Source organism: Corynebacterium sp. TUM25015 (assembly GCF_056393505.1).
Window position 1 is genome coordinate 868,023 of sequence record NZ_CM150783.1, and the last position, 24,002, is coordinate 892,024.

A 24,002-nucleotide genomic window follows, 5' to 3' on the forward strand; every position below is an offset into this window, starting at 1 on the left:
ACCATGCAACACAGGGGACTTTGATCATCAAAGGGGAAAGATGTTCGACCAACCCACACCACCAGAAGAATCGCCACCAGACCAGCGTCCGCCCAACCAATCCGCCGATCAGGCGCAGAAGCCTTTTTGGAAGGTAACCGACCCTACCGATCCGATAAGCGCAGCAGTCTGCGACATCAATCGCAACAATGCGCGCCTTGCTGTGGCATGCACGCCTCGCGACCATGAATGCGTCGGCGATGTCACCACCCGCTTGTGTGTCCGCCTGGGGCTCCCGGAGTTTCGGGTCATCCAGCTTATTGACGTCGGCGCGACCTTCCGCCGCTTCCCATCGCTGTTGAAGCTCGCCGAAACGGGGGCTTACTCCATGGAAATCTGGCGGATTGTCGCGCAGAGCCTTGTCGCTATTAGTGACGCCCACGCCTCCGCCATAGAAGCCGATGTATACACTGCACTTTCACCTACTCGACCTAACCAGGCAATGCTTGGGCATGGCACGATCCGTCAGCGGCTGAAGAAGATCGTGATGCAGCGCGAGCCTTTGGCTTGTCCGATCGATCCTGCAGATCAGGCCATGCTCTCGGACGATGCGAATGAGGAGGGTGTCGAAGATGCGCTGGGAAGTGCAGCAAGGCTGAGCATTGATGACCGGCCAAACGACCATACCGAGTTTTATCTGACTCTCCCTAAGTTGGAGGCGCTAGAGCTGATTCAAGCGGTTGATGGCGTACGGAAGAAAGAGAACTGCTCGCGGGCGCGGGCGCTGCTAAGTCTGGTGCGGGGGAGTGCTACTGCAGAAGTGAACCTCAACCTATATCGACGGGTAGATATTCCGGATTCCCAGATCTGGGCAGCTGGCACCTGGCTTAGTCCGCTGGCTACGAAGGAATGGATGGCTCGCGTGACCCATCTGCAGGCTCCGGGGAAGGCCACCACGGCTGGTTATACTCCGACGCCGCTGATTCGCGCGAGCGTGGAAGGGCGGGACGGGACTTGCCGGTTCCCCGGTTGCGACGTGCCTGCCCACAAATGCCAGCTGGATCACGTCAAACGCTTCGTGCATAACAACCCGGAAGGCGGGCCGACTGATACGTCAAACCTCCACTGTCTCTGTGCAAAGCATCACAATGCGAAGACGACCGGAGCATGGGATGTGGAGATCTCCTCCGATGGAGTGGAAACCTGGAGCAGCCACGGCGACGGCCACACCGTGATCACCACTCCGAACGGCCCGCTGGGAAGATTCACATTCCGGCACCGAGCCATAAAGCGAACGCGGAGGGTGGTGGAGTTCAACCAGCGGAAACAACAGCGCAACCACGAGGAAGAGCCACCGTTCTAGGCGAGGCCGCCTCCATCCCCTAGGTCACCGAGATGAAGCTTCTCGGTGAGGTATGCGGTCGGCTTGACCTCAAGCTCCGCAGTGTGGTCGCTATTCCACTTCACATTGGTGAACGTAGTCACCTCGCCCATGTGAGAGATCATCAGGCGTGGACTCAACGCGCCCGCCTGCTGGGAGAACTGGTTGGCGGCCAGGGTTGCCATCATCTTGATGGACCCCATGAGATCGCTGCCCTCATCCATCTCGCGGAGCAGCGTTACATGGCGATGCGGAGCTGCCAGCAACAACCCAGACTCGCGATCGATCTGGGGTAGGTAACGCTCGACGATGTCATCCAACAGAATCGGAATAGACCCCACGTAGTACGAGGATCCAACGAACAACCACACGCGTTCTCCGGGCTTGCTCTTGTCCGCCTGGATGGACTGCACCTCAAGATCGGAATCAATCAGATCCTGCCATAGGTTGCGGTAGCCGATCCGGAAGAGGTCCTCTACGGGCCCTCGATCCTCCAGCGAATCCGGGGTCAGGCCCAACACTGCGTTAGGTGAGTCTACGACTAGGTGGATACAAAGGGCGTCTGAAAAAGGACGAATGGGGGATTCTGGGTTGAACTCGAACGCATCCGCCTGCGCGCTCTCCGGCAGAAGTTCGATCGCCGTGAGGCGTACACGCAGGTAGGAGTAGAACTCCGCGTCGGGGATTGAGCCCATATCCGTCGTGATCTGGATAGACGAGACAAGCGTGGAAACGAAGTTATTGACCATCTCGGGCATGTCCCTGGCAAAGTCCTCGGCGCTCGCGACCTGCTTCGTGATGTTCTCAAGGCCCATTAGTGAACCCTCGCCATCGTCCGGTGCCGGAAGTCTGCCGCCATAGGGGCCAGGGGTGCGGCCGACATATTTCAGGGGCTTCTCAATGTCCTCAGGCTTGCTGAAATACACCACCTCAGGAGTGGGGTTCGCGCCATAGCCGAGATCGTTAAGCGCGCGCACGATGTGGCGAATCATCGCGGTGGACTGGTGCAAGTCCAGGCCGCTCAACGGCACTGGTGGATCCTCCGGGCCGGGAGCAGGTGTGCCGGGAGCAGAAAAGCTATCAACCGAGCTGCCAGAGCTGCCGAGATCGGATGGTGAATTGTGGGAGCCGAAAAGTCGGCTAAACCAACTGCGCTTTTTGGGTGCCATGGCCCCACCCTAGTCAGTTCTGCTCGAGTGGGCTTTCGTCTGGCCCCGAAGTGGCGCTGCAAGGGAATAAGAGCGTAGGGGCGTCGTTATAGAAGATTAGATATCAAAAGTTCAGCGCGGTAGACTCAAGGTTAATGAGTGATACCCCGCGTGAACAGCGCAAGAAGGAAGGAGCGACACATGGCGCACAGTGAATGGGCCGAGAAGGATTACTACCAAGACCTCGGCGTGTCCTCCACCGCATCGGCAGAGGAGATCAAGAAGGCATACCGCAAGATCGCTCGCGAAAACCACCCGGATGCCAACCCGGGCGATACGGTGGCGGAGGAGCGGTTCAAGAAGGCTTCCGAAGCCTACAGTGTGGTGGGCGATAAGGAAAAGCGCGCGGAGTATGACGAGCTGAAGCGCATGCTTGCTAGCGGTGCATATTCGACCGGCGCAGGATTCGGCGGTGCAGGATTCAGCGGTGCAGGCGGCTTTAACGTCTCTGATCTTTTTGGCAATGACGCCCACAGTGGTGGATTCGGCGACATCTTCGGCGGAATCTTCGGTGAGGATCCGACCGCCGGCGCCTCCCGCAGCCGCTTCGGAGGGCGGGGTAGCCGCCGTACCCAGCGCAGCCGCGGGGCAGATGTGGAGACGGAGCTGACGCTCGAGTTCCGCGAGGCTACAAGAGGCGTGACCGTTCCGATTCGCCTCACTAAACCCGAGCCCTGCGAAAACTGCCATGGCTCTGGTGCCAAGGCGGGCACCGCGCCGCGCACATGCGGTGCATGCGGCGGTGACGGCATGGTCAGTGAGAGCAAGGGTGCCTTCGGTTTTTCCCGCCCGTGCGCGGAGTGCTCGGGTACGGGGTCGGTAATTAAGGACAAATGCGCAGACTGTTCTGGTACGGGCCGCACTACTCAGGCGCGCACGATTACGGTGCGCGTGCCGGCGGGTGTGGTCGACGGGCAGAAGGTGCGTCTGGCTGGACAGGGGTCGGCAGGGCAGCGTGGCAAGCCGGCTGGCGATCTATTCGTGACTGTGCACGTAAAGCCGGACAAGGTGTTCAGCCGCGACGGCGATGACCTGAAGCTAACCGTGCCGGTGAGCTACCCCGAGCTGGTGCTCGGTGGGGCAGTGACGGTGCCTACCTTGGCTTCCAAGGTGCGGGTACGCATTCCTGCGGGCACGCAGGACGGCACCACGCTGCGTGTGCGCGGCCACGGCGTGAATAAGCGCAACGGTGCCAGCGGCGACTTGCTGGTGACCGTCAAGGTGGCGGTACCAAAGAACCTGGACGAGGGAGCGATGAGTGCGCTGCGAAAGTACTCGGAAGAGGAAAAGCGCTCTGGATTCGACCCCCGCGAAGGATGGGAGGGTAACTGATGAGTACTGGAAAGAGCGGCGGCGAAAGGGAGGTCTTCGTGATCTCTGTCGCCGCGCGCATCACCGGAATGCACGCCCAAACGCTACGCACGTACGACCGGATGGGTTTAGTGACGCCCCAACGCACCAGCGGCGGTGGCCGTCGCTACTCGCGTGAGGATATTGAGCAGCTGCAGGAAATCCAGCGTCTTTCCCACGAGGAGGGCGTAAACCTGGCGGGCATTAAAACGATCATTGCCCAGCAGAACCGGCTGGATGAGCTGGAGAAGGAAAACGCTGCCCTGCGTCGCCGGTTGGCGGATGTGCAGGCGCGCATGGAGCGTGGCGAAGGTGCGGGCGGGCGGCCACGTGGTGAGATCGTGCATGTCCCGCGTTCGACGTCGGTAGTGCTGTGGGACAGGCAGAAGCGACGCTAGTTTAGAGGCTGACCTGGCCGGTGAGGATCAGGTACAGTGCGCCGATCGACGAAATAACGACGATGGTGCTGATGATCCACTCGAAAGTATTGAAGATGCGCCCGCCGGCCTTGATGCGGGTGGATACGTAAACCACCAGCCCCGGCACAATGAGCAGCGTGCCCAGTAGGACGAACTGCAGCTCGGCGGCGTAGAGCAGCCACAAGGAGTAGCCGAAGGCCACCGCGCTGATGAGCAGGTGAATGCGGTTGGTACCCTTGCTTACCTCCGGTCCGGAAATATCGAACTTCGAGCCCGCGTCCGGGTGCTTGAAGCCGTGGCCGCGCGTGGCCAGGAACAGCAGGTACAGGCTGGAGAACACATAAGGCACCAGATAGAGCGACGTAGCCAGCTGCACCATCGTGGTGTACGTGGATTCATTGAGGTAGAACACGATAATGAACACCTGGATCACCACGGCGGAAAGGAACTGTGAGACATAGGGGGCGCCCATATCGTTGGTGCGTCCAACTGTCTTTGGTAGTAGTCCATCTTGCGCCATGAGCGTGATTGGCTCGGCACATAGCATCTGCCAGGAGACATAGGCGCCCAGCACAGAGATGCACAGGCCGATGGAGATCAACCCAGCGCCCCACGGGCCAACGACGTGCTCCAGCACCGTTCCCATGGAATTGTCGCCCATAGCAGCCAGCTCCTCGCGGGAGACCACACCGAAGGAAAGGAAGCTCACGGCGTTGAGTAGGAAGAACACTGCGATGAATCCGAGGAAGGTCGCCAGCGACACGTCCTTGCGGTGGCGTGCGCGCTTCGAGTAAGTCGAGGCGCCCTCCACGCCGATGAAAGCCCAGACAGTGAACAGCATCATGCCCTTTACCTGGTCGCCCAGGGAGAAAGCCTGATCCTGATTCTCGCCGAAGGTTGCGGCACGGCCCCAGAAGTCTGAGGTGAAGACGTCCGTGTTGAAGCCGGCGAAGGCAACCAGCACCAGGAAAGCCAGAATCGGCAGGATCTTCGCCACAGTGGTGATGACGTTCATGATCGCTGCCTGACGCACGCCTCGGGAAAGGACGATAAAGATTCCCCAGGTTAGCGCCGAAACACAGATCGACTGCACCAGCGGATGGTCGCTGCTGAAGATGGGGAAGAAGAAGCTGAGCGAGCTAAAGAACAATGTGGCATACCCCACCTGGGCAATGATGGTGCCCAGCCAATATCCCCAGGCAGAGGCGAAGCCCACGAAGTCCCCCAACCCGGCGCGCACGTAGGAATACACGCCGGAATCCAGGTGCGGCTTGCGCAGAGCGAGAGCCTGGAAGACATAGGCGATGCACAGCATGCCCACGCCCGTGATGCCCCAGCCGATGAGAGCGGCACCGGGCGAGGCCACCGACGCGATATTTTGCGGCAGGGCGAATATGCCCGCGCCGACGGTGGAGCCAACGATAAGGCTGACCAGCGTGCCCATGCGAACGGTGCGCGGGTCGTCCTTAATCAGTACCTCCGCAGTAGAGGCCTGGGGGTGGTGCGCCCCGGTCGATTCACCGGCGGACGCGCCCAGGCGCTTTCCCTGCGATGCGTTCGAAGTAGATGGGGTATCCCCATTATTAGAGATATTCACGGTTAGTACCGTACAACGTAGATGGTGCTTTGACCCAACCGGCGCGTGGATGCTCGCGTGAGGGGGGCATAATGGTTGGGCATAATAACAGTATGGATTCACAAATCGGTCAGAATGTAGTTCGGCTGGATGACGTCGCGCTCCGGGTGCTGGCCACCGACCGAGGCGTGTTGGCCGTTGAGTTCGAAGGTGTTCAGCAGGAAAGCGGCGCCGGCAACCCCGGTAATGCCGCCAGCTGTTACGCTGCAGAAGCTGCAGAACAATTGCGCGCATACTTCTCCGGCGAACTCTGCACATTCACCGTTCCTGTGGATCTCAGTCGTGTTACCACCCCGTTCCAGCGACGAGTGCTGCAAGCAATGGCGCGGATTCCCTACGGCCAGACATGGAGTTATGCCCAGCTTGCAGCTGAGGCAGGCAGCCCGCGTGCCATCCGTGCCGCTGCCTCGGCTTGCGCAAACAATCCACTCCCGATCCTCTATCCCTGTCACCGCGTAGTGCGCAGCGATGGGCACATCGGAAAGTATCTGGGCGGAGCTGAGCTGAAGCAGGCGCTAATCGATATGGAACGCCGGCACTGTGCATAGTGGTTTTCGCTAGTGTGCATTCACCTCCGGAGACCACATGTAGGAGCTATGCGCATCTGTCTCCCCGCGGCGTAGCAGGTAGAGATCCAAAATTCGCCCCCAACCGTAACTGGACCAATCACCTGCATTGGCATCGTGCGGTGGGGCATGGAAATCGGGTGCGGCTGGATCTCGCCCATGCACCCCGAGCTCCGGAGTAGTCGTCAGCCGAATCATATCGCCGGGGACGTGCTCGTTGTACACCTCCGCGTGCCCATCCTTCGCATGTAGTTGCAAGTCCTCCGCCTGTTCGGAGTGGACGCCCGGGCTGCCCCATAGCCTGACTTCGTCCGCGGTGAGGCCTGCACCGCTGCGAGCCGCGGCTTCGCCGACCACCACGGACCCGTAGCTATAGCCCACTACCTGCAATCTTGCATTCGGGTTCCTTTCGCGTAGCTGACGTTGATGCTCCTGCAGTGCCGTAGCGCCGGCCTTTGCTGGTTCCCGCGATACCGCACTTGTGAGATCTTCGGGCGCCGCATAACCATGCCAAGCCACCACCGCCACGTTCTTGCCCTGTGCTGCGGCGTCCGCCGCCGTTGCCCGCGCCCACGCCTCTGTGCGCTGGAGTGCCTCCGGATTATTGGAACCCACGCCACTGACCAGCGTAATTACCTCATCCGCATGCTTGGGATCACCCACCGTCACCACGGGGCCATGGGGAGAATTCACGCGCTCTACTGGCAGGTCTTTGGAAACTAGCGGTAGTGACGCCCCCTCGGTTTCGCCCCCTGCAAAATCACTTCGGGGTAGGGCAATGGAGTTACTGATCGAATGAATGATTCCGCCCGAGGCTCGATCCAACAGACCCGCCAATTTCAGTGCCCCGCGCAGAACATTCGTTAGCGCTAGAGCCATGCTTTGTGCAGCCTCGCCGATTCCAGGAATCAACACAAGGTGTTTAGCTGACACCTCACCATCCTGCTGGACGGACATGAGTGCCATCCGGGCAAGCCCTACCGTCGTCCTCACTGCCAACTTGGTGGGGGTAAGAATATCGGCGTGAAGATTCGCCACTTTCCCAATTGTGCTGCTGCTAAAACCAGCGGTGTCCAGTTGGTTCGCAGCTGAATCAGTGGCGTGTTTAGCTGCATCGGCTGCTTGCCCCGACCAGTCGGCTTCCCATTGGGCAGTCTTTCGCGCTTCTCCTGCATGGCGAGAGGTCTTCTCGCCGCTGCTTTTAAACAGTCCGGCGGCGGTGCGCAGCGCATCTACATTGGCATGTTCCACATCGTGGACCGTGACTGTTTTTCCGAAACTGCTGGAACCGGAACCTCCATACTCGCTCATCGGTTACCTCCGGAGAGCGCATCGGAACTGTCATTATCGGCGAAGTCCACGTCGTTGGTGAAGGCGCTAATGCTCTGGCTCATTGTGCTCAATTGCCGGCCGAAACCGGTGAAAGCTGCGTGGAGTCCATCCGCAGCCGTGGCAATTGCACTGGTTGTTGATCCGCCAGGCACTCCAGGAGCTTCTGCGTTCGCCACCGAATAGCCAGCCGAAGCGCACTGCACGCCGTTCTCAGTGATTTTCTCGCATCGTTTCTGTACCGCTGCCGAATCGATTTCCATTGTGTCGAGATAATTTAGAAACCCCATTGCCGAATATTGCATGCAAACCCCCTGTGCTCTACGCATTTTTAGACCGTGCTTTTGAAAAGGGAGTGTAGGGAGACCAAGGGGCGTCAATAAAGAGAAAACTTGGGAGCTTGTGGATAACTCAGTTTTATCCACAGGCCTTCGGTAAGCGGAAGGCAAAAGAGCGCACGATGTCGGCAGAATCGCTAGGGTGGTCTGTATGCGTATCGCTGTCATCCAGATGAAGGCCGAACCGGATGTGGAAGCTAACCTGGCTCGCGTCCTGAAGTACATTGCGTCCGGTGCGGCAAATGGTGCTGACCTGGTCGTTTTCCCGGAAGCTGCTATGTTCCCCTTCGATAGCGGACGGCTGGATACAGTCGCCCAACCGCTGGATGGGCCCTTCGCCCAGGCGGTGATCGATACGGCCAAGAAGCACGGGACGACCGCCGTTGTCGGCATGTTCACCCCGGCGGATACCGTTTATCGCACTCCGAGCGGGAAGCTGGTAACTGAGCAGCCCAGCGACTCCCCGGAGGCCAATCAGTTCCGCCGCGTGCACAATACCCTGCTGGTCGCGGGACCGGATTATGTGACGCACTATGACAAGATTCACACCTACGATGCCTTCGGCTACCGAGAGTCGGACACCGTCAAGCCCGGGGAGCGTCGCGTGGTTATTGACGTCGGTGGCGTGGGTGTGGGGCTGGCTACCTGCTATGACATCCGCTTCCCAGGGCACTTTGTGGCCATGGCAGCCGCGGGCGCCAAGGTGATGATTGTGCCCTCTAGCTGGGCGGATGGTCCTGGGAAGCTGGAGCAGTGGCGCGAGCTTACGGCAGCCCGTGCGCTGGATTCGACTAGCTACCTGATCGCCGCGGGAATGGCGCGTCCTGGTTCACCGGAGCGTTACGGCACTGCGGACGGTCCTACCGGCATCGGCCACTCTGTGGCCATCGGCCCGAACGGCGCCCGGCTAGCGGAGACTGGCTATGCCGCACAGGTGCTGACCATCGATATTGACCCGAATTACGTGGACAAGGTTCGCAAGTCTCTCCCGGTACTCGATGGCCACCGCATCGATCGCGAACTCGGCGTAGGGGTCGATCTGATCGGTGAGGTTGAAGAGCAAAGAGAAATAGTGCAGTAATGCACTAGCTGTGCGGTACGTCGAAGCGCAGCTGCTCTCGGTTCGCGCCCGCACGCAGGAAAGCCTCCACAGTGTGCTGCTTCATGTCTGGGTTTCCCGTGATCAGCACTTCGGCATCTCGCCATGCGCCCTGTTCGGCAGCCACCTCGCCTACTAGGCCACGTGCAGTGAAAGCATCGAACTCTTCCGCCGCCGGCTCGTCGTTCTGCACCACCAGGTACACGTCTAGCCAGTCGAAAGCCTCCTCAAAGGCCACCAGGCTCTTCCACTCATAGAGCTCGTCCGGGTTCTGTGCCCCGAAGAAGAGCTGCACCTTGGGAGGCCGCTCCTCGGATTGAACCAGATCCAATAGGATTGCCCGCACCGGAGCCAAACCCGTGGAGCCCGCCACCATCACCACCGGCTTTTCCCCCGAAATCTGTAGATCCCCATAGGGGTTAGCCAGCACCCACTGCTCGCCGACTTGGGTGCCCTCCACGATTGCACGGGAAAACGGTCCGACCGCGCGTACGTGAAACTCCACCAATCCGTCCTCATTAAAAGGGATAGCGGGGGACAGCGCACGCCACAGCTCGGGGGTGTGCGGAGTGCGCACCTCCACATGTTGACCCGACCAATACGGCAACGGCGGATCCACCTGTGTGCGGACCACCGCGACGGCGTCACAGGGATGAAGAACCTCGAGTACCTTCGCGGCGGAGGTGGCGGGCAGCTCGGCTTCCTCATCCTCGATTGCGCCATACGCAAGCAGGCTACACCCCAGGTTGATCGTGTCACTGAGCTTTTTGGTGACGCCGATATGCTCGCCGATGGCCTCCACTAACGTGGACTCTAGCGCGGCATAATGCTCCGACCCCATGCCGAACTTGCGGAAATCCTTGCCCATCGCCACCAGGAATTCCCCCTGGGCAGAGGCGAACTCGCCGCCACGGGTGATGCCGCGGAGAACGAAGCGGATGGTGCGATCCAGATATACCTCATCCAGATCCAAAGTCTGGGAGAAATCCGGGGAGGGATTGGTGTACTCAGTACCCGCGACGTGCGGAAAGTGCACAGGTCGGGGCCTCAGATCCATGGAATTCAGCTTCGCACGGGTGAGCTGAGTCAGATCGTGGCGGTGTTCCTCAATGAGCGCGAGCAACTCAGCGAAGGTGTATTCGTCTTGTGAAGAGTGGCGTGCCACGGACTCGAAGTCTCCTTGCTCTCCAGGGGCGGGTTGAGGCAACCGGGTGAGGGGCCGGCTGGTTGCCCTCATTGTCTCACCTGAACCTGTGAATGGGAACTTCCCCTATTGGAACGCCTGATTGCCCAGCTGTTGAGGTGCTGTGTGGTACTCGACGGGGGTGTCCGAGAAGTTGATCGGGTTACGCACGCTACGCATGCCCTCGACCTCCACGATCGGGTCCAGCCCGAGGGATTCGGCGAACTCAAAGGCCTGTTTGATGTTGTTTACCGGGCCTGCGGGGACTCCAGCGGCGCGCAGCTTCTCAAACCATTCCTGCGCACTGCCTTGAGCCAATGCCTGTTCGATGATTGCGGCCAATTCGGCGCGGTGAGCGACTCGGTCGCTGTTGGTGGCGAAGCGGGCGTCATCAATATATTCCTCAATCCCCAGCACCCGGCAGGTCCGGTGGTATAGCGAGTCATTGCCGGCGGCGATGGCGAGGTCGCCCTCCTGGGTCTTAAACACCTGGTAGGGGGCGATGGAGGGATGGGTATTGCCCATGGCCTTACCAATGACGCCCGCGCCGACGAACGCGCTGGCCTGGTTGGCTAGGGAGGAAAGCAGAGTGTGCAACAGGTTGATCTCGATGTGCTGGCCCTTGCCGGAGGAGGTGCGGGAATGTAGCGCCGCGAGGATGCCCATGCCCATGTGCAGTCCGGTAAGTACATCAACGAGTGCTACGCCGACCTTCACGGGGTGGTCCTTTTCGCCATTGATAGACATGAGGCCGCCGACGGCCTGCACCATCAGGTCGTAGCCGCCGATGTCTGCACCCTTGCCGGAGCCGAAACCGGAGAGGGAGGCGTAGATCAGGCCTTCGTTGTGCTGGCGGAGTGTTTCATAATCCAATCCCATGCGCTGCATCGTGCCGGGGCGGAAGTTCTCCACCAGAATGTCGGCTTCCGCGGCGATGCAGCGGGCCTGCTGGCGGCCCTCATCGGTGGAGAGATCGATCTCCACCGACTTCTTATTGCGATTCACACCCGCGAAATAGGTGGACATGCCCTGGGCGTTGACGGGTGGTGCCCACGAGCGAGTGTCGTCGCCGGTGCCGGGGCGCTCGATCTTGATGACCTGTGCGCCCATGTCCGCCAGCATCATGGTTGCGTAGGGGCCGGCGAGGACGCGGGAGAAATCGGCCACGACGATACCTTCAAGGGGGCCCATTTGTGCCTTTCTGGTTGGGGAGGGGGATTGGGTGGATTGGGTAGGGAGTAGGCTGCGGCGGTTTAGCGGAATGCGCCCTTGCCGGTGAGAGCCTGGCCGATGATCAGCTGGTGCATCTCTGCGGTGCCCTCGTAGGTCAGCACGGATTCCAGGTTGTTGGCATGGCGCAGCGGCGAATACTCCAGGGTGATGCCGGAAGCACCCAGCAGGGTGCGACACTCGCGGGCGATCTCCAAGGCCACGCGGGTGGAGTTCAGCTTGCCGACGGAAACCTGGTGCGGGGCGAGTTCGCCCTTATCCTTCAGGCGGCCGAGCTGTAGGGCCAAAAGGACGGACTTGTTGAGTTCGACGGACATGTTGGCAAGCTTCGCCTGGGTGAGCTGGTAACTGGAGAGGGACTTGCCGAATACCTCGCGGGTCTCGGTGTACTCAATGGCAGTTTCCAGGCTGTCGCGGGCGGCACCCAGGGCGCCCCAGATGATGCCGTAGCGAGCCTCGTTGAGGCAGGTCAGCGGGCCGCGGAGAGTGTCGATCTTCGGTAGGCGCTGGGAATCCGGAACGCGGCAGTTGTCCAGCACGATCTCGCCGGTGATGGAGGCGCGCAGCGAGAGCTTCTTGTGGATTTCCGGGGCGGTGAAGCCCTCCATTCCCTTTTCCAGGATGAAACCTGCGAAGCCGTCCTCGGTGCGAGCCCACACAACGGCCACGTCGGCGACGGGGGAGTTGGTGATCCACATCTTGGTGCCGTTGAGGACCCACTCGTCGCCGTCGCGGGTTGCGCGCGTTTTCATGGACGCCGGGTCGGATCCGGCGTCGGGCTCCGTCAGGCCGAAGCAGCCCAGGTACTCACCGGCGGCCATCTTCGGCAGGTACTTTTCCTTCTGTTCCTCGGAACCCCAGTGGTGGATGGCGAACATAGCCAGGGAGCCCTGGACGGAGACGAAGGAACGCAGGCCGGAATCGACGGCCTCGATTTCCATGCAGGCCAGGCCGTAGGCGACAGCGGAGGCGCCGGGGCACTCGTAGCCTTCCAGGTGCATGCCCAGAGCGCCGAGCTGCCCGAACTGCGGGCCGAGTTCCTTGACGGGCAGGGTACCCTTGTCGAACCATTCCTGCACATTGGGCTTGAGAGTTTTCTGGGCGAAGTCCGCCATGGCTTCCTGCAGCATGCGCTCTTCGTCGGAGAGCAGGCTGTTGAAGGAGGTGAGGTCGAGCGGTGAGGAGGTCATGCCAGTCAGTTCCTTACATATATAGGGATTCCGATACTGATTTGTGTACCCTTGAGTGTAGAGGAAGTGATTTCGTCGCGAAAGGTTTTTGCGAAATCTTCCTTTACTATCGTTTGAGTCACGCTCCCGACGTTGCTCTCGCTACGCCGTTCCCTCTACGTCAACTACCTAGCCGAAAGGAACCCTCAATGCCCGACGCGTCCCGGTTCCCCTTTCCCGTCGATCAGCAGCCAGGCAGGTCGCACCACCGCACTGTCGACCGGATTGCGGACATCTTGGAGTTTGTGGCCCGCAACCCGCAGCCACGCGGGCTCACCGATATTTCGAAGGCTATTGGCGCGCCGGTAAGTTCCACTCAGTCCCTGGTGAATGGTCTGGTCGCGGCCGGATACCTGGAGGAGCGGGATAAAACCTTCCGCTTGGGGCTTGCGCCGTATCTTCTGAGCACTCTCGCCGGTAGCCGACCAGTGGATCAGGTCACCCACGACATGCTGGAAGACGTGGTTGAAGAGACGGGCTATATCGCCGTGTTGGCGTCATTGGTAGGTGACAACGTCTACTACCTCGACTACGCGCTGTCGGATCCTGAGTTCGAGTATCTGGCGCAGAATCGTTTGCAGCGCCCGCCGCTCGAGACATCGGCGGGGTGGGCGATCCTCTCCGGGCTGGGGCACGAGCAAGTGTGGGGGATTCTGGCTGCTTCCGAGAGCTCGCAGGAGACCATCAATAAGTTCCAGCGCTGGTACCCAGACATGCGCGCGACCGGCGAGTGTATTGCTCCTGGTGTGGCCTTGAACGGGGCGGATGGTGTGGCTGTGCGGGTCGAGAGTCAGGGAGCGGCGGTCGCTTCGGTGGCCGTTATTGCCTCGACCGAGCAGATCGCGCGCGATGCGGAGCGGATTATTGAGGTTTTAAGACGCCACAGTGCCCGCTGGAACCGTTAGCAGCTTAAGCTGAGTTCGTCGTTGAAGAAGTGGCGGTGATTCGCCAGTCCTCTCCCTGGGGGAGGGCGTGCAAGATGGTTTCAAAGGCGCTGGAGATTAGTGCGGGGCGAAAGCTTTCTGCGTAGTACGCCTCCTTGGAAACCTCTTTTCCACCGAAGAATGCGGTGATCTTCCCTCGTTGCTTCATGTGGTGACGAGAGATGATCTGTTCGAGCAATTTGACGGAGCTGGCCCATGGTTCGTCCTGTTCATATGCGTTGACGCTTCGCTCGCAAGCGGAGATAGCTTCGATATCGGAAACTGAAGGTATGCCGAAGTCGGAAATCGCGCTCATACTGATGGAGTGGAGAGCTGAAAATGCGGAACTTGGCAATGCGGAGTCCCACACGGCAAATAACGGGCGAAGAGGGAAGCGATCCTCTTTCGATCGCACGGTTAAGTGTGCGCGAATAGTCTGCAGATCTTCAATAGTGTCGTGGGTAGCATCATTAATTTCCCAAAGGCTAAGAGGGATTACCTTTCCGTCGGAATCGCCGGTGTAGGAAAAACCCAGGGATAATTCGGCCCAGCGAAACCGGTCGAAAAAGAGGTCGGGATCCACATTCTCTTCGGTGAAGGTGGATGCTTGCAGGATAATGTAGCGATCTTTGTACATGGGGTAAACGCTAATGGATGCTCTGCAGCTTAAACAGGTTTTGAGCACTATGCGTTCTCTAGTGTTTTAGAAAGGAACCCCATACCCGATGGGCACGGGCCAGCTTAAGCGGCTAACTCCGGCACCCACAGCACCAGCTGGGGCCACAGCAGGAAAGCCAGGGCGATGACCAGCATGATCACGACATAGGGGAATGCTCCCTTGAACACGATCATGGGGTTGATACGTACGGCCTTCGAGACGACAAATACGTTCAGGCCCATGGGCGGGGTGACCATGCCGGTCTCGGCCAGCAGCACGATGAAGATACCAAACCAGACCGGATCGTAGCCCAGTGATTCGACAATGGGCAGAGTAACCGGCACGGTTAGGGCGATAATGGCGATCTGATCCATAAAGAAGCCCAGAACCAGGTACACAGCACCGATCAGAACCATGACCACTAGCGGGTGCAGGGAGGACTCGCCGATGGCGCTGACCAGCTTCGGGGTCACGCGGGTTTCGGTGAGGAAGTGCCCCAGCACGTGAGCGGCCATGATGATGGCAAAGATCATGCCGGTGGTCTTCACCGTTTCCAGCACAGTAAGTCCGAATTGTTTGCGGTCCCAACGACCTTTCGCGACTACCAGGATCAGCGCGGCCAGCACGCCCAGGGCGGCGGCCTCGGTGGGCGTGGCGATGCCGGTGAAGATGGAGCCGACTACCGCCAGGAAGATCAGCAGCAATGGGGATGATTTCAACAGCTGGAGGCCTTTTTCCTTGAAGGGAACCGGCTCGCCTTGTGGTGCACGGGAGCGATCCTTGAGGAAGCCAATGTACATGACCAATACCAGTCCCAGTGCGACCATCAAGCCAGGGAAGAAGCCCGCGACCAGGACATCGCCTACTGGAGCCTCTGCGGTAATCGCGTAGAAGACCAAAATGATCGAGGGCGGGATCATGGCTGCCAGCGTGCCGACCACTGCCACCAAGCCCGTCGCGGTGCCCTTGTGGTAGCCCTCCTCGATCATGCGGGTAGAGGACGTCTGCGCCAGCGTGGCGGCCGCGGCGGTGGAGGAGCCAGAGACGGCTGCGAACGCGGTGCCCGCGCCGATGGAGGCGATGGCGGTACCACCGGGGATACGGCCAACGAGCGCCTTGGCGGCGTCAAAAACAGAATTCAAAAGACCCGACATCAGCATCAGCTGCGCCATCAGGATAAACAGTGGCACGGCGGATAGAGAGTTGGAGCGCACGGCGGCGAAGGGCGAGGTCTCCATCGTGGCGATGGCCAGCTCGACTCCGCCGAGGGCGATGAGTCCGACCGTGGCCGCACCGAAGATGGCGAAGCTAACGGGTACACGCAGAACAATCAGCGCGACCAACAGCACAATGATTGAGAGCGCAAGCATGGTCTATACCTCTTCCTCGCCGGGTTCGTAGTCGGTGTAGGGGCGATCCCATGGGGTGATGAGCTCCCGGAGAAAATCCAGTGCCGCCACAAAAGCGCACAGTGCGGCTGCAATGGGCACGATCACGCGGTAAGTCCAGTCGGGAGTGGCGAGATCGGCCATGCCTGGGAGGGTGGCGTGGTGCAGGGTAAACACCGTATAGGTCTGGTTCCACCCACCGATGAAGACGAACACCATGGAAATAACCACAGCCAGATGAATAAGCAGCAGGATGGTCTTTTGCACTCGGAGCGGGAGTTTGTTGAAGAGCGACTCTACGGCGATATGGGTGCCGGTTCGATAGGTGGTGACCAGCCCAAAGAAGGCAGTAATGGGGAGTAGATAGCGCTCCGTGACGGAGATATTCCAGCCGAGGGGAGAACTGAAGAACTCGCGCGCAATGACTTCAGCGAGGGTGACGAGCGCCAGCCCCAAAATCGCCGCGCCCGCGATCCAGGCACACACCGCGGAGATGGTGTTTTGTACCTTGTCGAAGCCCGGGTGATCCTGGGTTTGGTAGCCGTATTTGCTGCGTTCGGCGGTGCCATGATGGCCGGGGTGGACCAAGTTGCTACTGGTCATGACTGCTCCTTCCCTTCTTCTGCTCCTTCTCCTGCTGCCTCTTTCGTCTCTGCGCGATGTGCATGGCGCTTGAGGGCGGCTTTGAAGTCATCCACGACCCGTTGAGCTGGGTGACCCTTGGATTCGGCAACCTCAATCCACTTGTCCAAAACTGGTTGCGAAATGTTCTGCCATTCCTTGGCGTTCTGGCCTTCGGTGACGTCGTAGAACTGCACGCCGGCATCTTTCATCTTCTGTACCGACTTTTCACGGGCGGAATTGAGTTCCTTGCAGACAGACTGTTGTGATTTATCGGCCGCATCGGTCAGCACTTTCTTCTGCTGATCGTTCAGACGGTTCCAGGTATCTAGGTTGATGCCATAGAAGAAGGTGAAGTTGCCCTGTTGGGCTCCGTACGTGCTGGCGTGTATGACGTCTTCCAACCCGTAGGGAGTAATCGAGATCGGGCTGGCGAGTGTGCCTTCTACTGTGCCGCGCGACATTGCTTCATACATGTCGCCAATGGGCATGCTTACACCTGCTGCGTCGATCTCATCAATCACGCGGTCTAGTGCGCCGCCCGTGGAGCGCAGTACCGCGCCGTGGAAGTTGGCGGGGTGAGATGGGTCTTTGCCGCCGGTCATCGCTTCGTAGCCTGGGATCGAACCTGTCCACAGCGGCATGAACTTCATGGGTTCGAGTTCTTCTTTATAAAGGACGCCCCCTGGCTTCACTAGATCGCGAAGTGCATAGGCGGTCACGCATGCATCGGAGCTAAAACCCGGAAGATCGCCCACGCTGCTGAGAGGAAAGCTGGAGCTGACATAGGAAGGAGAGATGACTGCCAGGTCGACCACACCACTGCGGAGCACGGAGGGGATGTCTGCTTGTTTGCCCATTTGCCCTGAAGAGAAGTACTCGATGTCTACTGACTGGTCTTTTTCGACCTGATCGAGAAAAGGTTGAGTGCCACCTTTGCCGACAGGGTGAGTGATTGAGTAGCTGTCCGCCATCTTCAACTTGGCGGTGCTGCCTGGACCATAAGGTTCAGCGGAGGAGTCCGAACAGGCGGTAAGCGCGCCGGGAAGCGCCAGTGCCAAAGCTGTAGCAGCTATGGCGGAGGCTACTTGGCGGGCGGGTGCTTTCTTCTTGTGGAGTCTGAGCATGATCCCTTCACCCCTTTTACGGATATATGTAGAGATTTTCCGATTTGGATAACCTTCATCTAACCCAATGGAGCGCGAGGAAACGATAGCTTTCGTATAGAAAACTAGGCCGGGGGTGAATTTGTGGGGTAAATCACACTCATATACGTAAATTGAGCGGAATAGACTCAAGCTTGTAGTGGTTGAGTGAGGTGTACTCAAGTAAAGTCGGGAGCGTGCAAGCGCGACCTGAATGAAGCCGCAGGAGGTAGATGTAGAAATGTCGAGCTTCAACCCCACCACCATGACCCAGTCTGCAATGCAGGCTGCACTTCAGGATGCCTCCGCCAAAGGCAACCCAGACATCCGACCAGCGCACCTGCTTGTTGCGCTACTGGAGCAGGATAATTCCATTGCCCTGCCCGTATTGCAGGCTGCAGGTGTACAGCCGCAGACCATCGCAGCCAAGGCTAAGAACCTGGTAGCTGGATACCCGCAGGCATCCGGTAGCGAGATGGCAAACCCGCAGTTCAGCCGCGATGCCCTGAACGCACTGACCGCCGCTCAGGAACTGGCGGAGCAGCTGGGAGACACCTATGTCTCCACCGAGGTGCTGCTGGCCGGTATCGCCAAGGGTGATTCCGACGCCGCAAAGGCGATGCACGAGGCGGGCGCGACCTTCGAGGCCATCCGTGGCGCCTTTGAATCTGTGCGCGGTAACCGAAAGGTCACTACTGAAGAGCCGGAGGGGCAGTTCCAAGCATTGGAAAAGTACTCCACCGACCTCACAGCACGCGCCCGCGAGGGCAAGATCGACCCGGTCATCGGACGTGACCAGGAGATCCGGCGAGTTGTCCAGGTGCTTTCCCGTCGCACGAAAAATAACCCGGTGCTCATTGGTGAGCCCGGCGTCGGTAAGACCGCAATCGTAGAGGGGCTGGCCCGCCGCATCGTAGCTGGTGACGTGCCGGAGTCCCTGCGCGGCAAGAAGCTGATCAGCCTGGACCTGGGCTCTATGGTTGCCGGTGCAAAATACCGTGGCGAGTTTGAGGAACGCCTGAAGGCTGTCCTGGATGAGATTAAGGAGGCCGAGGGTGAGGTCATCACGTTCATTGACGAGCTGCACACCATTGTCGGTGCTGGCGCCGGCGGCGACTCCGCGATGGATGCGGGCAATATGATCAAGCCTCTGCTGGCCCGAGGTGAGCTGCGACTCGTCGGCGCGACCACCCTGGACGAATACCGCAAGTACATCGAAAAGGATGCCGCGCTGGAGCGTCGTTTCCAGCAGGTATACGTCGGTGAGCCGACCGCGGAGGACACCATCGGTATCCTGCGTGGCCTGAAGGAGCGCTACGAGGTGCACCACGGCGTACGTATCCAGGACTCCGCGCTGGTGGCAGCAGCAACCCTGTCGGATCGCTATATCACCAGCCGCTTCCTTCCGGATAAGGCTATCGACCTGGTCGACGAAGCCGCATCCCGCCTGCGCATGGAAATCGACTCACGCCCAGAGGAGATCGACAACGTAGAGCGTGTGGTTCGCCGCCTGGAAATTGAAGAGATGGCACTAGCCAAGGAAACGGACGCTGCTTCCAAGGATCGCCTGGAGCGTCTGCGCAGCGAGCTGGCCGATGAAAAGGAAAAGCTCGCTGGGCTGACCGCCCGTTGGGAAAACGAAAAGGGCAGTATCGATAACCTCCGCGAGCTGAAGGAGGAGCTGGATAGCCTGCGTCGCGAATCCGAGATCGCCGAGCGGGAAGGCGACTTCGCCAAGGTTGCTGAGCTGCGTTACGGACACATTCCGGACGTGGAGAAGAAGCTGGCCGAAGCGGAGAAGGTTGTGGCTGAGCAGCAGGAAGGCATGATGCTGACCGAGGAAGTCACCCCCGACACCATCGCCGATGTCGTCTCCGCTTGGACTGGCGTGCCCGCCGGCAAGATGCTGCAGGGTGAGACCGAGAAACTGCTGAACATGGAGCGTGTTCTGGGTAGCCGTGTGGTCGGCCAGAACAGCGCCGTTGATGCGGTCTCCGATGCAGTGCGCCGTGCACGCGCTGGGGTGGCTGACCCGAATCGTCCGACGGGCTCCTTCCTCTTCCTGGGGCCGACAGGCGTGGGTAAGACGGAGCTGGCAAAGGCTCTGGCTGACTTCCTCTTCGATGACGAGACCGCCATGGTGCGCATCGATATGTCGGAGTATGGCGAGAAGCACTCCGTCGCTCGCCTTGTCGGTGCTCCTCCGGGATACGTCGGCTACGACGCAGGTGGCCAGCTAACTGAAGCGGTGCGGCGTCGCCCGTACACGGTGGTGCTGTTCGATGAGGTAGAGAAGGCTCACCCGGATGTTTTCGATGTGCTGCTGCAGGTGCTGGATGAAGGCCGCCTGACCGACGGCCAGGGCCGGACTGTGGACTTCCGTAACACCATCCTGATCCTGACCTCTAACCTTGGCGCCGGCGGTACCGACGAGGAGGTCATGGAGGCGGTGAAGCGCGCCTTTAAGCCGGAGTTCATCAACCGACTCGACGACGTGCTGATCTTCGAGCCGCTGTCGTCTGACCAGCTGAAATCCATCGTGTCTATCCAGGTGCGCGCTCTGGCGGATCGCCTTGCGGCCCGCCGTTTGACCTTGGATGTTACTGATGACGCCCAGTCGTGGCTGGCCGAGCACGGCTACGATCCAGCCTATGGCGCACGGCCGCTACGCCGACTGATTCAAAAGTCGATCGGTGACCAGCTGGCTAAGAAGCTACTGGCTGGGGACGTGCGCGACGGCGATACGGTGCGCGTGGACGTTGATCGCGGTGGCGACGAGGCTGCAGGTCTGGTCATCGCCTCCCTCGGGGCCGCTGATGGTGAGGTCTAAAGTCTGGTGACGGTCGGGGGGGGTGTCGGCGACATAAATATAAAAACAGCATGGTCGTGAAAAGTGACGAGCGTCACTATATTGGATGACAAAAGTTTCCCATTCCGAGTATTCGGGGTGGAGCTTTTGCAGTTTCAATATTCCATCTCGTTACCGTAAGGAGCACGCTCATGACCGTCTATGCTGATCCCGGCACCGAAGGAAGCCTCGTCAACTTCAAGGAGCGCTACGACAACTTCATCGGTGGCCAGTGGGTACCACCCGTCGATGGCGAATACATGGACAACGTCACGCCCATCAACGGTGAGGTGTTCTGCCAGGTTCCACGCTCGAAGACGGCTGACATCGAGAAGGCCATCGACGCCGCAGAAAAAGCTCAGCCCAGTTGGGGCGCGACCTCTGTGCAGGATCGCGCCGCCGTGCTGCTGAAGATTGCTGATCGCCTTGAAGAGAACCTGGAGATGATGGCCGTCGCCGAGACCTGGGACAACGGTAAGGCGGTACGCGAAACTCTCGCAGCTGATCTTCCGTTGGCTGTTGACCACTTCCGCTACTATGCCGGTGCCCTCCGCGCCCAGGAAGATCGCACATCTCAGATCAGCGAAGACCTCATCGCCTACCACTTCAACGAGCCGCTGGGTGTGGTGGGGCAGATCATCCCGTGGAACTTCCCGCTGTTGATGGCGGCGTGGAAGCTCGCCCCAGCTCTGGCTGCCGGCAATGCCATCGTGCTGAAGCCCGCCGAGCAGACCCCCGCCAGCATCCTGCTGTTCGCGGAGCTTATCCAGGACATTATCCCGGAGGGTGTGCTGAACATCGTCAACGGGCTGGGCACTGAAGCAGGCGCCGCGCTGACCGCTTCCGACCGCATCGACAAGATCGCGTTCACCGGCTCCACGGAAGTCGGCAAAATCATCAACAAGGCCGTGGCGGAAAAGCTCATCCCGGTCACCCTGGAACTCGGCGGGAAGTCCCCGTCAGTGTTCTTTAGCGACATCATGGATCACGACGACAAGTTCCGCGCTAAGTGCGTGGAAGGCCTGGCCATGTTCGCACTCAACCAGGGCGAGATTTGCACCTGCCCGTCCCGCGCGCTGGTACAGGAGGATATTGCCGAAGAGTTCCTGGAACTAGCCATTGAGCGAGTGAAGTCCATCAATGTCGGAAATCCCCTGGACACGGATGTGATGATGGGCGCGCAGGCTTCCCAGGAGCAAATGGATAAGATCACCGGATACCTGCAGACCGGCCCCGAAGAAGGCGCGCAGGTGCTGTGCGGTGGCGGCATTAATGAGATCTCGGGTCGCAGCGGTGGCTTTTATATCGAACCCACCATCTTCAAGGGCACCAATGACATGCGCCTTTTCCAAGAGGAGATTTTTGGGCCCGTGCTGGCCGTCACCACGTTCAAGGACTTTGACGAGGCTATGCGTATCGCCAACGACACAGAATACGGTCTGGGTGCAGGTGTGTGGTCGCGTAATGGAACGACTGCCTACAAGGCTGGTCGTGTGATTCAATCGGGCCGAGTGTGGGTGAACAACTACCACAATTACCCAGCTCACGCGGCTTTCGGTGGCTATAAGAAGTCCGGTCTGGGGCGCGAGACTCACTTGATGATGCTCGCGCACTACCAGCAGACCAAGAACCTGCTGTGGTCTTATTCGGACGAGCCTTCTGGGCTATTCTAGTGCTTATCTAGTTCTGCTATGGTTTATTCTGGCTGGTCGGCGACCTCTACGTTGTAGTGAACGTTGTTGCCGTCGACCGTGTCTGCGGTGACTTCAACGCTGTACGTTTCACCGGAATGGTGCAGCTTGCACTCCAGCTTTGCGCCCTCTTCGGCCTTGAGGCCGCCGGGGCATTCGATGCTCTCGGGCTTTTGACCAACCTCCTTCTCCAAAGAGTCAGAGATGCCCTGTTCTACCTCTTCTTGGGATACTTCTTTTCCTCCAAGCAGAGAACAGGCGCTTAAGCCGGTGACGGCTAGCGCGCCGGTTAGGAAAGCAGCGCCGAGGCGCTTGGACATGCCGGTGGAGCCAGTGGAGGGGCAAGTGTTCTTCATGCGGGGTTGGTCTCTTTCTCTTGTTTGCGGTTGGCATCATGCCTCATCAGGCATTCAGGGTGTGGGATGTCGCCCGTTAGCGAAAAGTTCCCACGTGTGCGGCACGCTGCACAGTTTGAACCTATCCGATACTAAGTATGTTTGCTTGGGAAACGCGGGCGTCAAGAATTGGGTGCGATAGTATACCGAGAGCAACAGAGCGCGCAGAGTAAGAAGAGAAAAGATAGAGAATTAAAGAGGGAGCCCTCGGCGATTATTCCACACTATTAATTGCCGTGGTGTTCGCCTCGATGCCGTACAGTATGTCCTTCGCGTCGAACGATGCGTCGAAAGCGAAGAACATGTGGGGCTTTTCCACCTCTATGTTCCTCGGTCAGTGGGGCCTATTCATCCTGCTAGGCATCTTCATCTTCGGTCCGCTCTTCGACACCCCGGAGTGGTTCGGCATGATGCTGCCCGTCGGCTTCGTAGGTGGATTCGGAACTGCTGCGGCCGTCGGTGGCGCGTTTGGGGATCATGGTGCGGACGCCGCCATGTCCTTGGGCTTTACCTCCGCCACCGTCGGCACACTGGCCGCCATCATTGGTGGAATCATCTTCGCGAACTGGGGCATCCGAACAGGTCGCACATCCACGTTGCCGGAGAAACTGCCATGGGAACTGCGTTCGGGTCACATTGAGGACGAGGAAAAACAGCCCTCGATCGGCCGAGCCACCACAAACCCATCCTCGATCGAGCCGCTCGCCCTGCATGCGGGCTTCATTGCAGTGACCGTCATGTTTGCCTACATCGGTCAGCAGATCATCGGGCACTTCTTCCCGGATGTTTCCGTACCGCTGTTTGCCCTGGCCTTCGTGGTCGGTATCGGAGGCAAGGTCTTCCTCCATGTGATTCGACGCCCGAAGTACCTGGACCAGCAAACCGTGAAGTCCATTTCCGGAGCGTCGACGGACTTTATGATCGCCTTCGGCATTGCCTCAATTAAGCCGGACGCGGTGGCTAACTACCTAGTGCCCCTGCTGATTCTGTTCGCGCTGGGCATTGCCTACTGCTGTCTGTTCTTCTTCGTTTTCGCTCCACTGTTCTTCGGCGATCAGTGGCTAGAACGCGGCATCTTTGGTTGGGGTTGGGCAACCGCGGCAGTGGCTACAGGTATTGCACTGCTAAAGATCGTGGACCCGGATCTGAAGTCCGGCACCATGAACGAATATGGCATTGCCTACGTGGGTTTCGCTCCCTTCGAAATCGGCATGAATATTGTGGCGCCCATAGCCGTGATAGCCGGACTCGCTTGGGGTATTGGGGGGATTGCGACGGTGGTAGCGATTGCGATCATCGGATTTGCGGCGGTGCGAGGTTGGTTCCCGGAAAGAACAGGAAGGCGTCCCGGCAAAACTGCCGCGGTGGCACAAGAGTAAGGCGCAT

Annotated in this window: 20 protein-coding genes and 1 pseudogene; 9 read left to right on the forward strand and 12 right to left on the reverse strand. The window is 59.5% G+C overall.

Annotated elements, in window-relative coordinates; all coding sequences use genetic code 11:
* The first annotated feature begins 40 nt into the window (after positions 1-40).
* On the forward strand, positions 41-1,342 hold the full coding sequence (locus AC06DS_RS03915; protein ID WP_477101054.1) for an HNH endonuclease signature motif containing protein: 1,302 nt from the start codon (positions 41-43) through the stop codon (positions 1,340-1,342).
* On the opposite strand, the gene AC06DS_RS03920 is transcribed toward AC06DS_RS03915, so the two are convergent.
* A complete protein-coding gene (locus AC06DS_RS03920) occupies positions 1,339-2,529 on the reverse strand; it encodes a DUF3899 domain-containing protein (protein WP_476727780.1) in 1,191 nt (396 codons plus the stop codon). The two genes, AC06DS_RS03915 and AC06DS_RS03920, sit on opposite strands and share 4 nt — an antisense overlap.
* A 180-nt stretch (positions 2,530-2,709) precedes the next feature.
* Between AC06DS_RS03920 and dnaJ the strand changes: the two genes are divergently transcribed.
* Together dnaJ and AC06DS_RS03930 are read left to right on the forward strand one after the other, a co-directional pair.
* On the forward strand, positions 2,710-3,900 hold the full coding sequence (gene dnaJ, locus AC06DS_RS03925) for a molecular chaperone DnaJ (RefSeq protein WP_476727781.1): 1,191 nt from the start codon (positions 2,710-2,712) through the stop codon (positions 3,898-3,900).
* Positions 3,900-4,316 carry a heat shock protein transcriptional repressor HspR gene (locus AC06DS_RS03930; RefSeq protein WP_477101055.1) on the forward strand — a complete coding sequence of 139 codons (417 nt, stop codon included), beginning with the start codon at positions 3,900-3,902 and terminating at the stop codon, positions 4,314-4,316. The genes dnaJ and AC06DS_RS03930 overlap by 1 nt, the downstream gene beginning before the upstream one ends.
* 1 nt (position 4,317) lies before the next feature.
* On the opposite strand, the gene AC06DS_RS03935 is transcribed toward AC06DS_RS03930, so the two are convergent.
* Complete coding sequence (locus tag AC06DS_RS03935; RefSeq protein ID WP_477101177.1) at positions 4,318-5,781, reverse strand: basic amino acid/polyamine antiporter; 1,464 nt, start codon at positions 5,779-5,781, stop codon at positions 4,318-4,320.
* A gap of 245 nt (positions 5,782-6,026) precedes the next feature.
* On the opposite strand from AC06DS_RS03935, the gene AC06DS_RS03940 reads away from it, so the two are divergent.
* Positions 6,027-6,521 carry a methylated-DNA--[protein]-cysteine S-methyltransferase gene (locus AC06DS_RS03940; RefSeq protein WP_477101056.1) on the forward strand — a complete coding sequence of 165 codons (495 nt, stop codon included), beginning with the start codon at positions 6,027-6,029 and terminating at the stop codon, positions 6,519-6,521.
* A gap of 9 nt (positions 6,522-6,530) precedes the next feature.
* On the opposite strand, the gene AC06DS_RS03945 is transcribed toward AC06DS_RS03940, so the two are convergent.
* A complete protein-coding gene (locus AC06DS_RS03945; protein ID WP_477101057.1) occupies positions 6,531-7,850 on the reverse strand; it encodes an alpha/beta hydrolase in 1,320 nt (439 codons plus the stop codon).
* Positions 7,847-8,131: a hypothetical protein gene (locus tag AC06DS_RS03950; protein ID WP_477101058.1), complete on the reverse strand. Its 285-nt coding sequence runs from the start codon at positions 8,129-8,131 to the stop codon at positions 7,847-7,849. The genes AC06DS_RS03945 and AC06DS_RS03950 overlap by 4 nt, the downstream gene beginning before the upstream one ends.
* A gap of 226 nt (positions 8,132-8,357) precedes the next feature.
* On the opposite strand from AC06DS_RS03950, the gene AC06DS_RS03955 reads away from it, so the two are divergent.
* Positions 8,358-9,287, forward strand: coding sequence for a carbon-nitrogen hydrolase family protein (locus AC06DS_RS03955; RefSeq protein ID WP_293790642.1), 930 nt, complete (start codon positions 8,358-8,360; stop codon positions 9,285-9,287).
* A 4-nt stretch (positions 9,288-9,291) separates the two neighbouring features.
* Here AC06DS_RS03955 and AC06DS_RS03960 read toward each other — a convergent pair whose 3' ends face one another.
* The 3 genes from AC06DS_RS03960 to AC06DS_RS03970 form a co-directional block, all read right to left on the reverse strand.
* A complete protein-coding gene (locus AC06DS_RS03960) occupies positions 9,292-10,470 on the reverse strand; it encodes an FAD-binding oxidoreductase (protein WP_477101059.1) in 1,179 nt (392 codons plus the stop codon).
* Positions 10,471-10,575: 105 nt separating this feature from the next.
* Complete coding sequence (locus AC06DS_RS03965) at positions 10,576-11,679, reverse strand: CaiB/BaiF CoA transferase family protein (RefSeq protein WP_477101060.1); 1,104 nt, start codon at positions 11,677-11,679, stop codon at positions 10,576-10,578.
* Positions 11,680-11,741: 62 nt separating this feature from the next.
* Positions 11,742-12,908 (reverse strand): acyl-CoA dehydrogenase family protein, encoded by a 1,167-nt coding sequence (locus tag AC06DS_RS03970; protein ID WP_477101061.1) that lies wholly within the window; start codon positions 12,906-12,908, stop codon positions 11,742-11,744.
* A gap of 188 nt (positions 12,909-13,096) precedes the next feature.
* On the opposite strand from AC06DS_RS03970, the gene AC06DS_RS03975 reads away from it, so the two are divergent.
* Positions 13,097-13,852 carry a helix-turn-helix domain-containing protein gene (locus AC06DS_RS03975; protein WP_477101062.1) on the forward strand — a complete coding sequence of 252 codons (756 nt, stop codon included), beginning with the start codon at positions 13,097-13,099 and terminating at the stop codon, positions 13,850-13,852.
* A gap of 4 nt (positions 13,853-13,856) precedes the next feature.
* Here AC06DS_RS03975 and AC06DS_RS03980 read toward each other — a convergent pair whose 3' ends face one another.
* The 4 genes from AC06DS_RS03980 to AC06DS_RS03995 form a co-directional block, all read right to left on the reverse strand.
* On the reverse strand, positions 13,857-14,507 hold the full coding sequence (locus AC06DS_RS03980; RefSeq protein WP_477101063.1) for a hypothetical protein: 651 nt from the start codon (positions 14,505-14,507) through the stop codon (positions 13,857-13,859).
* A 104-nt stretch (positions 14,508-14,611) separates the two neighbouring features.
* Positions 14,612-15,898 (reverse strand): TRAP transporter large permease, encoded by a 1,287-nt coding sequence (locus AC06DS_RS03985; protein ID WP_477101064.1) that lies wholly within the window; start codon positions 15,896-15,898, stop codon positions 14,612-14,614.
* Positions 15,899-15,901: 3 nt separating this feature from the next.
* The gene (locus AC06DS_RS03990; RefSeq protein ID WP_477101065.1) at positions 15,902-16,519 is read right to left on the reverse strand and encodes a TRAP transporter small permease; all 618 of its coding nucleotides are present in this window, start codon (positions 16,517-16,519) and stop codon (positions 15,902-15,904) included.
* A complete protein-coding gene (locus tag AC06DS_RS03995; protein WP_477101066.1) occupies positions 16,516-17,664 on the reverse strand; it encodes a TRAP transporter substrate-binding protein in 1,149 nt (382 codons plus the stop codon). Before AC06DS_RS03995 ends, AC06DS_RS03990 begins: the two co-directional genes overlap by 4 nt.
* Before the next feature lie 259 nt (positions 17,665-17,923).
* Between AC06DS_RS03995 and clpB the strand changes: the two genes are divergently transcribed.
* Complete coding sequence (clpB, locus tag AC06DS_RS04000; protein WP_477101067.1) at positions 17,924-20,512, forward strand: ATP-dependent chaperone ClpB; 2,589 nt, start codon at positions 17,924-17,926, stop codon at positions 20,510-20,512.
* A 170-nt stretch (positions 20,513-20,682) separates the two neighbouring features.
* On the forward strand, positions 20,683-22,203 hold the full coding sequence (gene exaC, locus AC06DS_RS04005) for an acetaldehyde dehydrogenase ExaC (protein ID WP_477101068.1): 1,521 nt from the start codon (positions 20,683-20,685) through the stop codon (positions 22,201-22,203).
* A gap of 23 nt (positions 22,204-22,226) precedes the next feature.
* Here exaC and AC06DS_RS04010 read toward each other — a convergent pair whose 3' ends face one another.
* Positions 22,227-22,577: a DUF4333 domain-containing protein gene (locus AC06DS_RS04010; protein ID WP_477101069.1), complete on the reverse strand. Its 351-nt coding sequence runs from the start codon at positions 22,575-22,577 to the stop codon at positions 22,227-22,229.
* A 245-nt stretch (positions 22,578-22,822) separates the two neighbouring features.
* Here AC06DS_RS04010 and AC06DS_RS04015 point away from each other — a divergent pair.
* Positions 22,823-23,995: pseudogene (locus AC06DS_RS04015) on the forward strand (sodium/glutamate symporter); the annotation flags it as partial.
* Between the last annotated feature and the right edge of the window lie 7 nt (positions 23,996-24,002).